The following is a 13,800-nucleotide window of genomic DNA, read 5'->3' as shown; positions in this document are numbered from 1 at the left end:
CTAACAAAACAACGCCGATAACGTAACAAAGATGGGTAGTTCCCAGCAGTGATTCTTGATTAGACAGTCTTTATAATGATTCTTAAACGATGGAGCTTGAGAGAACGATGCTTGGGCAAGCAGCAATACCAATGGTTGTGTTGCAGTAAAGAAAGGTGCGGTTTTCTGTGAACGAGATTCAGATCATCGAAGATGAGCAGGGCTTTCTGATTCTCGGAGACAATGCCGAGATCGACCATTTGCTAGAAAACAAGAACCTCGATTCACGGGCAATCAAAAAGCAAACTCTCCAATCAGCAGGCAAAGGGGCAGGCTTACTTGCCGATGCCATGAGCCAAAGCGGCCGATGGGTGAAAATGACCGAAGAATCGGCAAAGCTCGTCAAACAATATGGTTCAACCGGTACTGGCGTTATCCGTCGAAGCAACGGCAAAATAGTTCAATACATCAAATTTGAGGATCTCAGCAAAGTCAAATCATTGGCCAATCCCGACATGCTAACCGGTATCGCCGGAATGATGACGCAGATGGCCTTGGAACAGGCCATTGAAGAGATTACGGACTATCTGAAATCCATCGACAAGAAAATTGATGATTTACTGCAGGATCAGAAAGACCAGTCAATCGCCAATCTCGTAGGCGTGGCTCATATGGTTAACGAAACCATGATGATCCGCGATCAGGTAGGCACGGTCAGTGAAACCGCATGGTCAAAAATTGCCGGTTGCCCACAGGATGTGGCACGTGCGCAAAGCTACGCACTCTTGAAAATCGAAGGATTAGCCAAGAAACTACGCGAAACCCATGATGCAGCCGAAGCCGAAAAAGTGGCGAAGCAGCTGTATGCCGATGCAACTGAATGGATGTCCATACTCGGGAATGCAGTGCAATTGCAAGACAAGCTGTATGTGCTGGAGCTAGATCGCGTAATGGCCGAAGAACCACAGAACGTATCGCAGCATAGAGAAGGCATAATCGCTGCGCGCAAGCGCCGCCTGAAAGACATCGAAACCAAACTGCTCCAGCTGAACACGAGTATTGAGCAATCCGCGAATGCCATTCGCAAACAAAAGGTTTTCCATCCTCTGTCAGTGACCAACGCGCTCAAAATGTTGGATACGTCAACCGAACAAATCGCACGTTTCGCATTATCAATCGGAGTTGAATCAGAACGCGTAACCATTGCAATGGCCCCGCGATGGGCTGATGCCGCCGGGCAATTGATATCTGACGGCGCTCGCCAGTTGGAGTCTGGTGCCAAGCAGTTTGGCGAGAATGCGTTGAACCTAGGTGTTGCCACCGGCCAAACGATTAGCGCTGGAACGCAACAATTAGGCAGTGAAGCTTTGCGACTTGGAGGAGAAGCCGGCCAAGCACTTGGCAAAGGTGCCGCAGCAGTGAGCGAGGGCGCAGGTGCCGCCATAAAAAATATCGGCGGTGGTGTAGAAGATCTTTCCAAGAAGCTGGGTGGCCTATTCAAGCGCTGAAATATGGTTTGCAACACCTACGGAGGTCGGTTTACGCCGTTAATTTGCCGTTTGTAGGTGTCTTACTGTGTGTCATGAAAACCTGTACATCGGAAACGTGAAGTGTTGTAATTCCAACGGACTCGGTTCTTCATATAATGACTTAAGAGATGATTTGCTTACCGAGGGATAGGAGAGATGATGGCGTCAGGAAAGAAAGGTGGCTTGATGAAAGGTGCCGCGACTGCGATTGCAGGGGCTGTTGTGCCTGCTGTTGTCGATGCCGCTGTTCGTCCTGAGACATGGTCTAAAGCAGCAGCTTTTGTTGAGCAACAACATATTGCAGATAAGTTGTCTCATGCTGCTAGCAAATTACCGTTACCGAAGCGGGCAACACCTGCCCAAGTAATTGAGTCGCAACTTGAATCTGTGGAACGACTCATTTCCACACATTCCGCAGAGCTCTCCAATGATGCCCCAATAGAAGATTGGCAACGGGAAGTCAGTAAGATTCGCGCGGCACTTGAGCTGTTCGGTAAGGATTCCGGCAAAGATAGGAAAAGCAAGTTAAAGCGTCTGCAAGAGCGAACGCAGAAACTGTATAACAGTGCATTCGATGCTGCCCTGGAATAAATAGGAGCAACATAGCATTAAGACCCTGCTCGTCATTGATGAGCAGGGTTAGTCTTTGTGATGGCTGTTTTAAGTTCTTGAAATCAAGAATTATCGGTTGTCGCCTGCGGCGAACTGCGTAAATTTCAGTTGATGACTGAATTTACCTGCGGTGTGCGTGCATACAGTGTGAGTCGTCACATAAGGCATATGCGCGCATGCCGAATAGGCGTGGCGCGGGGAGAAAAACAATGAAGGATTCAAGTAATAATAAGGTGTTGATTGCGCCTTGGATTGTCCATTGATCGGTGCGGCTCTGATGTTGGCATCGGCGTTCCTGCCGTATGCCGTCGCAAAGGACGGTTCCGGCGTGGAAGCAGTATCCCAGGCGATTGGCACTGATATGAGCAAACCGTCCATGGTCACCTTCACACGTGTCTATATGGATAACGCCGGCCAATACGTTGCCAGTTCACAAGCTTATGTCACGTTGGTTGTTACTATGGCAATCGTGCTGTTCGCTGTGCTGACACTGCTGTTCGCGGCGCTGCGAAAGCCAATTGCCGCCATGATCTTCGATATCTTGGCAGGTTTGGCATTCCTCGCTCAAAACTTCGATTTCTCTGCTCGGGGAGTAGTGCCTTCTGGCAACTACTCTTGGGGCATCAGCTATTATCTGATGTTCGCTGCTATCGTCGTCGCGCTTATCGGTTCCATTTGGCTGTTCGTTGCCAAGCGTCGTATTCCAGCTTGATGAGTGGAGTATTTGGTGCTGCATAACCATTGATCGTTATACAGCACCATAATTATTTCTTGGTGACTTTGAAGGTGTAATCATCGGGGATTGCGGGTTGCAGGATGCCTTTAATGAGCGCCTCAGATTGTTGGTCGGCCATTTCCAGAACGCCTGAAGTTGTAATTTCTTCTTTGGCGTCTTCTTTTGCCATGGCTATTGCCTTGTTATTATCCTGTTTTTGGTTGAAATTCGCGATGGCAAAACCTTCATCGAAGTATTTAATGGTGGTGGTGTCCACATTGACGTCTTGTATTTCGGCTTTGGGGATGGTGAGTGACACGGTTTTCGCGGCATCGTTCACCTTGACCTCAACTTTTTCGACATCAATACCGGCGCGAGCGGTGGCCTCATACACCATGATGAAATTGGACTTGTTGAGAACGGCAACGCCGGAATCTGTGTATTCGGTCATGCCGGTGTAGCTGAACTTGGCTGATGTCAGTTCACTTGATTGGGTGATTAAGGCCTTCACATAATGGGTATCCACTTTTTGCTGATGAATTGTCTCGGTGAATTTGCCCGTAAGGAAAGCCCCGATAATGAAAGCCACAGCAACCAGTATCATGGCTGCATGACGGAGGAACGGGTGTTTCATTAGGAATGCGATCATGCTGACTCCTTTGCTTTTGCAATCAATGGGAAAACTTTGTGGTTGCTGTGTGGGTGTGTTTGTTGGGCTGCGCGATGGGAAGTTTGTCTCGTGGGGCGCATCGCGTACTATGGTGCGGTGATAGGTGAAAGGAGGCGATATGGCGCAAACCGACGTGGAACGGCAGTGGATAGCCAAGTTTCAGGAGAACTTGGCTATCATCCGTAAGGTGGCCGGTTGGACCACCCAACAGCTCGCGGACGAGCTGGGGGTAGCGCGTCAGACCGTCTCCAATCTGGAGACCGGCAAAACCCCGATGACCAAGCTGCAATACCTCGCCCTGCGCACTGTGTTCAACGCCGAAATCGCCCGCCGAGAGAATCGTGACCTGGCCACGGTGATTACCACATTGGTGGACGATCCCCTCGAACACATGTTCGGGGAACGGGAATTGTGGGAAGAAACCGTGCAGCATGGTGGGCAAAGTACGGAAGACACGATGCGACAAAGCCAATGGCGTTCGCGTTTCACGGCCATGCGCATGCTGACGCTGATCACCGGAGCGCTTGCCAGCGGCGCCGCCGCAGGATTCATTACATTTCTGTTGTTCCCCGACGGCAAACGCTGACGTTAGCGTGTCGCTTGTCACAATCCCAGTATTTCCTTTTTCTTGGCGTCGAATTCCTCTTGACTGAGAATGCCCGCGTCAAGCAGCTCCTTGAGCTTCTGGACCGCATCCAACTGTTCGGTCAGCGACATAGCGGATTGTGCCGCTGGTTGCTGGGACGTTTGGGATGACTGAGCCGATTGATTAGGTTGAACCGGCTCAATCGGCATCGTCCCTCCGGTCATGGGATTGATGGTTTGTGCCAGATTCGCTCCGAACAGCATGCCGCCAACATCGCCGAGTCCGTGGTTCTCCACACCTTGGGCGATGCGCTGCTGTGCCGCCACATTGGAAGCTTGCTGGGAGACGCCCTCATAAGCACGCAAATCCATCCTGTTGCGCGAGAATCGACGTACCAGTTCACGCGATTCGGGGGAGAACTCGATGTTCTCGATGGCGACTTTGACGATATTGAATCCAAATCGGCTAGGCCAGGTGCCTGCATTGGCCGAATCCGTTGCGATGCGCTGCGCGACGTTGTTTGCTTGGGCGGGAAGTTCGGAGATACGGTATTCCTTGGATAGTGAGTTGACAGCGACGATGAACGATTGAAGGAATTCGCCGGTGATCTGCGAGCGCACCTTGGCATCGTCGAACGAGTATGACATGACGTTCGGTGGTACGAAGTTACGCACGAAGCGTACTGGGTCGGTCACCTTGACGGTGAATGAGCCGTAGGAGTAGATTTCCAAGTCGGTGCCGTAGAACAAATCGTTATACATCAGGGGGCCGTGCGTACCGAACTTGATGTCCCTGATCTCGCGCAGGTTCACGAAGGCGATTTGCTTGTAGTCATCGGTGATACCGCCATAGCCGATGCGGTCACCGATCTGCTTGAAGATGGCTGATCCGATGCCGTCGCCGTTGAACACGGAATCCTGTCCGTTGCGGTATTCGTATCCACCCGGTGTGGAGATGACGTTCTCGATGCCTGACTGGCTGAAGATGAATGCCGCCGTGTTCTCCGGAACGAAGATCTTGGAACCGTTGGAGATCACGCCTTCGGATCCGTGATAGTTCGATCCTCGCCCATTGTCGGTGCCTTTTAGCACGCCGGGGGACACCACCACATGTTCGTCGAATGGTCCGGCGGTGATGATGTCCTTCCACTGATCGGCAAACGTGCCGCCGATGGCTCCGCCCAGTGCCACGAGAATACCCATAGATTCTACTCCTTCGTCAATTTCGGTTTGTCGTTCTGCTGCCTGTCACAGCACTTGTTCGGTGTCGCAATACCGGCATTGCACCCGCTGCCCCTTGACACCGGATAACGGCGCCCTGCAGCCTGTGCATTTCGCGGATACCATGTCGGCGACAGCACTTACCTGTGGTGAATCTGGAGTATCGGTTCCGCCCCAAGCTTCCTTGAATGTGTCTATGGTGCCTTTGATTGTTTCTGCGAGAAATCCAACTCCGGGAATGGCGGCTTTCTCCGGAGTGCTCTCATGGAGAGGCTTGCCCGTAACTGCCATGCTGATGGCGTTCGTCCAGCGAATCGCCTCTTTGCGAGGTTTGAAACTGCCGGTGTTGTAGAGATAAAAGGTTACTTCGCCGGAACGCATCGAAATAGCAAATGCTTGGCAGTCGCCATGTTTGGTGAGGCGAATCTGGGCCTTTCCATCGATCACTTTGATGTCACGAAGTGGATAACGGTCAATATAAACTTCGTTGGCTCCGAACATGCGAATCTTTTCCCTCACATACAAGAGATTCTTGTTCGTGAGCACCAAGTGGGTGCTGTGTAGCGTACGGTCGTCGCTGCGGCGGAATTCACTGTTTTCACTTTCGAGAGTTACGCCCTCGTCGTATTGCAGCTGATAATCAGTCATGTTTGCTTTTACCTTGCATAATGATTGGAATGATGGGCGCTGAGACAGTTAATGCCGCTAGTCTTGATGCCGACAGGCTGCTCATGGCTATCGCCGGCATCAAGATGTTTGCTATTGGGCCACGGTGGCGAGTTTAGCGTTAACTCTGTTCTGTACTTCGATGAAATACTGCTGCTCATCTGGCGTCAATGTGCTTTCATCAATGGAGTTGAGCTTGTCCATGGCATCGTTGTATTTGACCAGTATTTTGCCGTAGTCAATCAGCATGCTGGCTGGTTTGCCTTCTTTCTCGTACTTGGTCATGAAATCAACATATTCGTTCATCAGTGACTCGTAACTGTCCATTGCAGCCTTGAAATCGCTGTCTTGGGTTGTACTTTGGGGCTGATCTTCCGAAGGCTGCTGTTCCTCTGTCTTGTTCTGCTCGGTGTTCTGTGGGGTAGTCGATTCCGAGGATTGCGTATTGTTCGCAGAGTCTTCGTCCGTCGTATCTTCTTCTGGCGCGTTGATACTCACATCCATGATTTGCTTGCCTGCTTCATCGAAGGTGATGCTCACATGGTAACCAGCTTCGTTGTTGGCATAATATGTGGTGTCCGTCTTGGAATAATCGACAGTGAATCCCTTGTCGCGTACTGCGGAGACATAATCGTTGTACTGCTCTTTGGACGTATCGCATACCGAAATGTAGAACGAGTCCTCATGCTCGTATGAGAATTCGCCCTTGGTCGATTCTGGTGCAGGTATCATAGCGCCGAGTGCGGAATCCGGCCATGTGTAGTCCTCACAAGCTACGGGTTCTGGCTCATAGCTGTCCGATGAGTCGCTGGTGTCCGCATGTTTTACTGCACTGATGCCAACGCTGATTGAGCCTATTATCAGTCCGATAACGGTCAGCAACACGGCGCTGGATGCAAATAGACGACCTCCGACTGTGCCTGACGGGCGGGTTGCATAGAAACCAGCGCCGCACAGAATAAGGCAGAGGGCCGTCGTGGATAGAACCAAGCCAAGTGAGTCAAAACCAGTAAAACCGGAAATGACGAAAAGCGCGCTGAACACAAGAGCGGCTATGGCCAACTTGGACTTCGGTTTGCCTTGTTCGTTCTTTGGCACGAGTACCGCGAAAATGGTTGCCACCAAATCGGATTTGGAAGCGGAAGGTGAATCGGGTTGTTTCTCTGCCGGGGAAGCTACGCCGAGCTGTGCGTCGAGAGCGGCGAAGAATTCGCTGATGCGGGTGCCGTCTAGGCTGTTAGGCGATTCGAGGTGGACTGACGAACTCGTTGGGCTTTGTGCCAGCACTGATGCGGTGAATTGGCCTCCGTCGAAGGAATGGAAGGTGAACACGCCGGTTTTGGGATTCTCACTGTCCAGTGTGAATGTCGCTCCGGTGGTCAGTTGGGTGCGAATGACATGATAGAGCTGCTGAGGAGCGACTTGGTAATCGCGGTTCGACGCTGAACCGGCACCGAATGGATTGCCGGAGGCAGGGGTCGGTTGCGCCGGTGTGATGGGAGTGGTTGCGTCCGTGCCACCGTTGTTGTCCGGTGGTGTCGGCTGCGGCAGATTGTCAAACGGCGAGGTCATGATGAGTCCTTTCTCTGAGCAGCAGCATGGTGAGTACGGAAGCGGCAAGACCGGCAATCGCAACGGTAATTCCGACGGCTACGGCGGTTTGCCAGCGATTACTCATGGGAATCCCTTCTCCTTGCACGCACGCCATGTGCTTATCAAACATTTAGTGTATGACGATGTGAAAATGTACGCAAATTAGCAAAATGTTAATAATATGAAGTGTTGGGCCGGTGCGGAAGCAGTCGGCCCGACATGATGTTGCTGGTAAAGGCGTATGTTTTGTGCGCAAACTTCCTTTGCTCTATCTCCACCAACCCAGCTCACGGTCACTGTGACACGGAAGCAAGCTTCTCGGAGCAGCGAGCCATAACCTCCGTGTAATAGGCGAGATCGTCGGCGCTTAGCGAGTTCTGGTCGATACTGGAAAGCTGCTGGCTGTAGTCGTTCAGACGCTGCATCATATTGGTGTAATCCACAAGCATCGAAACCGTATCGCCGGACTTGTTGTACTTCTGCATGAACGTTACGTACTCATCCACGAACGCCTCGTAGCTGTCCATCGTGGCCCTGAAATCACTGTTCTGGCTGGCCTGTGCATCCGTCGAAGCTTGCGCGGATTCCTGCTGCTCGGCCTGCTGTTGCGCGGTATCCGAAGATTCCGTAGTCTGCTCGGACTGCGAGGGCTGGGTGGTGGAATCTTGCGTGGACTGAGATTTGTCGCTTCCACACGCAGCCAGCGACAGTGACAGCGTGGAAGCGAGAAGCAGGGCTAGAGCTGTCTTGGTTGTCTTTGCCATCTTGATCATGATGTCCTTCTTTCTTGTGTTCTTCGTGTGCCCTGTGAGGTGTTATGCAGGGAGTTATGGATAATTGTGGTGTGAGTGTATTTGCGAATATTCAGTTGGCAACTGAATCGTGCCCAACGTCGTATCTGGTAGCCTTGGCGGCCATGCCTGAAGATGAGAAGGAACACCTGACTGAGGAACTGCTGGACCGCCTATTGGCCAGCTCTCGCGTCGAAGCCTATCTTGATGAGGAACACGTCACGGATCGCAAGCTCACCGACTACCTGTACGAGATCATGGACGAACGTGGTCTCAAACGCGCCGACGTGGTGCGCGACTCCGGCTTGAACCCCACCGTGGTCTATGACATCTTCTCCGGCAAAAGCCGTCCCGGACGAGACCGGGCCATTATGCTGGCGTTTGGTCTGAACTGTTCGCTGCGCCAAACGCAACGACTGCTAAGGCTTGCCGGCGTCTCCGAACTATGGTGCAAGCAGCGACGCGACGCAATCCTCATCTGGTGCGTGAACCAAGGTTTTGATCGTGTGGCCGCGGACGACGAACTGCAACGTTTGGGTGAAAAGCCGTTGCTGTCATAACATGGCATGCAGCTGCTGCCAACCAACGAATAGGGGAGAGACGTGGACGACAAACAAGTCATGCATGCCATGAGCATCGATGACGCCTACCACGTCGAACAAGTGCTTGCGCGCGGCTCATCAGGAGTAACCGAGCTGGTATCCATCGCCGGAACGGGCCCTTTCGTGCGTAAGAAAATCCCCACGGCTCTGGCTCGACGCAACGTTTGGTCAGCGCTCGCCGAATGTCAATCACCGCGGCTGCCGCATGTCGAGGCAACCTATGAACTGCCCGACTGTTTCGTGGTTATCTACGATTTTGTGCCTGGCAAAACGCTCGAACAGCTAGTAGAGGAACGTGGTCGAATCGATGCGACGAATGCCATCCGTATCATCGATCAAGTATGCGAAGCGACGCAAGCCCTGCACGAGCATGGCATCGTGCATCGCGACATTTCACCCCGGAACATCATCATCGCTCCAGATGGTGCGCACCTGATTGATTTGGGCATCGCACGCATGCGCACGGAAAAAGCGTCGCGTGACACCACCACGCTGGGCACGTGGGGATTCGCATCCCCGGAACAATACGGTTTCGCACAAACGGATGCACGTTCCGACGTATATTCCATCGGGCGGTTGCTGGGGTATCTACTGACCGGTGCCTATCCAGGTGAAAGTGCATACGACAAGTTGGTCGCCGACGAATCGCTCGTGCCGGCGCGGCTTCGAGCCACTATCGAGCGGGCGTGCGCCTTTGAACCCAGCGCGAGGCAGCAGAGCGCCGAACATCTGCGGTTGGAAATGCACGGACAACCGATTCCAAACGCTGCAAAAAGGTCGAGAAGCCGTATTGCATTCCCGCTGTTCCAACATAATGATAGGCGCGGGCAGCGCTGGACTTTCCTCAGAGGATTCATAACTGTCGTGGCGGTGATGCTCAGTGTCTCCATAATTCTCACTGTCGCCGGCGTGGCATTTTCGATGTTCGCAGCAGAACATTTCGACGATAAAGCCGCCGGTTCTAACACGTCGACATCACAATCCAACTCCACAACTACACCCAAAAGCGACAACGACAAAGACAGTAGCAACAGCGACGGCGGATCCTCTGACAATAATGATCAAGCGCAATCCGACCATACAGACAATCCCGTGAAACTCGTGGAATCAGGATGGTCGGTCGATGATTCGGGCTACGTGCACTACGCAATCGGCCTGAACAACACCAGCGACACCATGGATGTTGTATACCCCACGGTGACAGTGGTCGGGCGCGCCAAAGACGGCACCATCCTGTTCACTCAAGACGACGCGTACCCGACTCTCGCTGCGGGTAAAACCGCACATTACGGAGGGCAGGCTGGGCAAGGCACAGCTCCGGATTCCGTGGAATTCATCGTGCAGACGCCGGTCGACTATAACCTTGTCAAGACGCAACCCTCACCTGATTTCACGACGACACGACTGGCCGTGATACCCGATGACTTCGGCAATGTGACGTTCACCGGCGAAATCAGCGTTGACAACAATGGATACAGTCCGTCGAACGGGCAAGGCGTTTGGGTGTACGTTACGCTCAGGGGCAAAGACGGTCAGCCGATTTATGCGCAATCCGGATCTGCATCATGGCCGGCGGACGATGGAACGTCACCGTTCTCCGTCACCGTGTGGGGTTTACCAGACTATGCCTCGTACGATATCAGCGTGTACCCCGATGCCTGACCGCACTACCGTGCACGCAGGCTCAGCGACACGCTCGAACAGCTGTTCGAATTCCCGTCAGATGCGGTATTCTTAACCTCAGACTTTCAACGCAACCTCGGCACAAAACGTGCGGGTTTGAGCGAACCAGAGCTAGCATAAGCGGATACGGAGGATGGCGTGGCGACCAGAAACGCGGCGAAAACAGCAGGCGGACGTGGCAAAAACGGCGAGGTCATCGTCGAAAAAGTAATGACCAGCGACTCGTTCCTCAGCCGAGAAATCAGAAAAGCCCCGCTGAAGGAAACCCCCAGCGGCGGACTCGTCGCCGACATCTCACACATTCCCGGCGACCTCAAGATCACCATCCAAGGCGCTCGCGAACACAATCTGAAGAATGTGGATCTAGCGATTCCACGCAACCGTATGGTTGTGTTCACCGGCTTATCTGGTTCAGGCAAATCCTCGCTGGCTTTTGACACCCTGTTCGCCGAAGGTCAGCGTCGGTACGTCGAATCGTTGTCCGCCTATGCCCGCCAGTTCCTGGGCCAGATGGATAAGCCGGACGTGGACTTCATCGAAGGCCTTTCTCCGGCGGTTTCCATCGACCAGAAAACCACAAACCGCAACCCTCGCTCCACCGTGGGCACCATCACCGAAATCTACGACTACCTGCGACTGCTTTTCGCCCGCACTGGTGTGCCTCATTGCCCCGAATGCGGCGAGCCCGTGGCCAGCCAAACGCCGCAGCAGATTGTGGACACACTGCTCGCCTACCCTGAGCGCACGCGTTTCCAGATTCTCGCGCCTGTGGTCAAGGGACGCAAGGGTGAATTCGTGGATATGCTCGAACTGCTGCGCTCCGACGGCTATGCGCGCGCGCTGATTGACGGCGAGATGAGGCAGCTGTCCGACGACATCACCCTCACCAAGCAGAAGAAGCACACCATCGAAGTGGTGGTGGATCGCCTTGTGGTCAAGGACGGTATCCGTCAACGTCTGACCGATTCGGTGGAAACCGCGCTCAAACTTGCCAACGGTACCATCGTTATCGACTTCGTGGACGAGGAGGAAGGCAGCCCCGCCCGCCGCCAACCTTTCTCCGAACATCGCAGTTGCCCCAATGGCCACACGCTCGAACTCGACGAAATCGAACCGCGTACGTTCTCCTTCAATGCTCCCTACGGCGCATGCCCGGCCTGCACCGGCCTCGGCTTCAAACTGGAAATCGATCCTGAGCTCATCATCGCCGACCCCGACAAGTCGTTGGCCGAAGGCGTGATCGAACCATGGTCGAACACGAAGATGACCTCCCAGTATTACGGCCATGTGCTCGAAGGCCTCGCCAAAGACATGGGATTCTCCATGAACACCCCATGGAAGGACCTGCCTGCGGACGTGCGTCACGACGTGCTCTATGGTCACGACTTCCAAGTCAACGTCTCCTACCGCAATCGGTGGGGGCGTTTGCGTGAATACTCTACCGGTTTCGAAGGCGTGATTCGCACACTGATGCGCCGCCATGACGAAACCGACTCGCAGGCCATGCGCGAATACTACGAATCCTATATGCGCGAGGTGCCCTGCCAGGTGTGCCAGGGCCGCCGCCTCAAGCCCGAAGTGCTTGCGGTCACCGTGGACGGCAAATCCATCTTTGACGTATGCGATATGCCCGTGGTCCGGGAATTGGCATGGGTCAACGGCCTGCACTTGGAAGGCTCGGCCCAAATGATCGCCGGCGAGGTGCTCAAGGAGATCAAGGCACGTCTCGGCTTCCTGAACGACGTGGGCCTCGACTACCTCACCCTGTCTCGCGCGGCCGCCACACTTTCCGGCGGCGAAGCTCAGCGTATCCGTCTGGCCACACAGATCGGCTCCGGGTTGGTGGGCGTGATGTATGTGCTCGACGAGCCCTCCATCGGTTTGCACCAGCGCGACAATGAGCGCCTTATCGAAACCCTGCATCACCTGCGCGACCTCGGCAATACGCTAATTGTGGTGGAACATGATGAAGACACGATCCGCCAGGCCGATTGGCTGGTCGACATCGGTCCGGGTGCCGGCGAACACGGCGGCGAAGTCATCTACTCCGGCCCCGCCAACCATCTGATCGAAGCCAAACGCTCGATCACCGGCGACTACATCGCGCACCGGCGCGAAATCGCCGTACCCGCGCACCGCCGCAAAATCCATCGAACCAAAACACTGAAAGTCGTGGGCGCACGCGAAAACAATCTCAAGAACATCGACGTGACCTTCCCGCTCGGCGTGATGACCGTGGTCACCGGTGTCTCCGGATCCGGCAAATCCTCGCTGGTCAACACGATTCTCTACCCAGTGCTGGCCGACAAACTCAACGGTGCGCGCATCGTGCCCGGCAAACACAAGCGCGTCGAAGGCGTGGAGGACGTCAAGAAAGTCATCCACGTGGATCAGAACCCGATCGGGCGCACCCCGCGATCCAACCCCGCCACCTACACCGGCGTGTGGGACAAGATCCGCGCCCTGTTCGCCAAAACCCCTGAAGCCCAAGTGCGCGGCTACGGGCCGGGACGTTTCAGCTTCAATGTCAAAGGCGGCCGTTGCGAAGCCTGCCATGGTGACGGCACGCTGAAAATCGAAATGAACTTCCTGCCCGACGTGTATGTGGACTGCGAAGTTTGCCACGGCAAACGCTACAACCGCGAAACCCTCGAAGTTACCTACAACGGCAAATCCGTGGCCGACGTGCTCGATATGCCCATCGAGGAGGCGGCCGAATTCTTCAAGGCATACACCGGCATCTCGCGATACCTGCAAACCTTGGTGGATGTCGGCCTCGGCTATATCCGTCTCGGCCAGCCCGCGCCCACCCTCTCCGGCGGTGAATCGCAGCGCGTCAAGCTCGCCACTGAATTGCAGCGCCGCTCCGACGGCAAAACCGTGTATATCCTCGACGAGCCGACCACAGGCCTGCACTTCGAAGACGTGAACAAACTGCTTGCCGTACTGCAATCATTGGTCGACAAGGGCAATACCGTCATCGTGATCGAGCACAACCTTGATGTGATCAAGGAAGCCGATTGGATTATTGATCTTGGCCCCGAAGGCGGCGACGGCGGCGGCACCATCGTTACGCAGGGCACCCCTGAACAGGTTGCCGAATGCCCGGAAAGCTGGACCGGCAAATTCCTCAAACCCATGCTTCAGTAAGTCA

At 54.2% G+C, this 13,800-nt stretch carries 13 protein-coding genes; 7 read left to right on the top strand and 6 right to left on the bottom strand.

Annotated elements, in window-relative coordinates; all coding sequences use genetic code 11:
- The first annotated feature begins 167 nt into the window (after positions 1-167).
- The 3 genes from G1C95_RS07290 (at position 168) to G1C95_RS07280 (ending at position 2,832) form a co-directional block, all read left to right on the top strand.
- A complete protein-coding gene (locus G1C95_RS07290) occupies positions 168-1,487 on the top strand; it encodes a BRO1 domain-containing protein (protein WP_169172307.1) in 1,320 nt (439 codons plus the stop codon).
- A 177-nt stretch (positions 1,488-1,664) separates the two neighbouring features.
- Positions 1,665-2,099 carry a hypothetical protein gene (locus tag G1C95_RS07285; RefSeq protein ID WP_169172306.1) on the top strand — a complete coding sequence of 145 codons (435 nt, stop codon included), beginning with the start codon at positions 1,665-1,667 and terminating at the stop codon, positions 2,097-2,099.
- Between the two features lie 268 nt (positions 2,100-2,367).
- Positions 2,368-2,832: a hypothetical protein gene (locus G1C95_RS07280; protein WP_169172305.1), complete on the top strand. Its 465-nt coding sequence runs from the start codon at positions 2,368-2,370 to the stop codon at positions 2,830-2,832.
- Between the two features lie 52 nt (positions 2,833-2,884).
- Here the strand turns inward: G1C95_RS07280 and G1C95_RS07275 are convergent, their stop codons facing one another.
- Positions 2,885-3,484: a DUF4230 domain-containing protein gene (locus tag G1C95_RS07275; protein WP_169172304.1), complete on the bottom strand. Its 600-nt coding sequence runs from the start codon at positions 3,482-3,484 to the stop codon at positions 2,885-2,887.
- A gap of 139 nt (positions 3,485-3,623) precedes the next feature.
- On the opposite strand from G1C95_RS07275, the gene G1C95_RS07270 reads away from it, so the two are divergent.
- Entirely contained in the window at positions 3,624-4,091 is a 468-nt protein-coding gene (locus G1C95_RS07270; RefSeq protein ID WP_169172303.1) for a helix-turn-helix transcriptional regulator, read from the top strand.
- A 17-nt stretch (positions 4,092-4,108) separates the two neighbouring features.
- On the opposite strand, the gene G1C95_RS07265 is transcribed toward G1C95_RS07270, so the two are convergent.
- From G1C95_RS07265 to G1C95_RS07250, 5 genes are all read right to left on the bottom strand, one after another.
- A complete protein-coding gene (locus tag G1C95_RS07265) occupies positions 4,109-5,293 on the bottom strand; it encodes an SPFH domain-containing protein (RefSeq protein ID WP_169172302.1) in 1,185 nt (394 codons plus the stop codon).
- A gap of 45 nt (positions 5,294-5,338) precedes the next feature.
- Complete coding sequence (locus G1C95_RS07260; RefSeq protein ID WP_169172301.1) at positions 5,339-5,959, bottom strand: hypothetical protein; 621 nt, start codon at positions 5,957-5,959, stop codon at positions 5,339-5,341.
- Positions 5,960-6,070: 111 nt separating this feature from the next.
- The gene (locus tag G1C95_RS07255; RefSeq protein WP_169172300.1) at positions 6,071-7,549 is read right to left on the bottom strand and encodes a DUF6591 domain-containing protein; all 1,479 of its coding nucleotides are present in this window, start codon (positions 7,547-7,549) and stop codon (positions 6,071-6,073) included.
- On the bottom strand, positions 7,533-7,655 hold the full coding sequence (locus G1C95_RS12645) for a hypothetical protein (protein WP_277348195.1): 123 nt from the start codon (positions 7,653-7,655) through the stop codon (positions 7,533-7,535). Before G1C95_RS12645 ends, G1C95_RS07255 begins: the two co-directional genes overlap by 17 nt.
- Positions 7,656-7,863: 208 nt before the next feature.
- Positions 7,864-8,343: a DUF6591 domain-containing protein gene (locus tag G1C95_RS07250; protein WP_169172299.1), complete on the bottom strand. Its 480-nt coding sequence runs from the start codon at positions 8,341-8,343 to the stop codon at positions 7,864-7,866.
- Between the two features lie 143 nt (positions 8,344-8,486).
- Here G1C95_RS07250 and G1C95_RS07245 point away from each other — a divergent pair, with 143 nt between their 5' ends.
- The 3 genes from G1C95_RS07245 to uvrA all read left to right on the top strand — a co-directional run bounded on the left by G1C95_RS07245 (position 8,487) and on the right by uvrA (position 13,796).
- Positions 8,487-8,921, top strand: a complete 435-nt coding sequence (locus G1C95_RS07245) for a helix-turn-helix domain-containing protein (protein ID WP_169172298.1) — start codon at positions 8,487-8,489, stop codon at positions 8,919-8,921.
- Between the two features lie 42 nt (positions 8,922-8,963).
- The gene (locus G1C95_RS07240) at positions 8,964-10,625 is read left to right on the top strand and encodes a serine/threonine protein kinase (RefSeq protein ID WP_169172297.1); all 1,662 of its coding nucleotides are present in this window, start codon (positions 8,964-8,966) and stop codon (positions 10,623-10,625) included.
- 231 nt (positions 10,626-10,856) lie between these two features.
- Positions 10,857-13,796 carry an excinuclease ABC subunit UvrA gene (gene uvrA / locus G1C95_RS07235; protein ID WP_169172489.1) on the top strand — a complete coding sequence of 980 codons (2,940 nt, stop codon included), beginning with the start codon at positions 10,857-10,859 and terminating at the stop codon, positions 13,794-13,796.
- Positions 13,797-13,800: the final 4 nt, after the last annotated feature.

It is taken from the genome of Bifidobacterium oedipodis (genome assembly GCF_012932425.1).
GTDB classification, from domain to species: domain Bacteria; phylum Actinomycetota; class Actinomycetes; order Actinomycetales; family Bifidobacteriaceae; genus Bifidobacterium; species Bifidobacterium oedipodis.
Note: the sequence above shows the minus strand (reverse complement) of the source record. Positions and strands in the feature narration are given on the sequence as shown.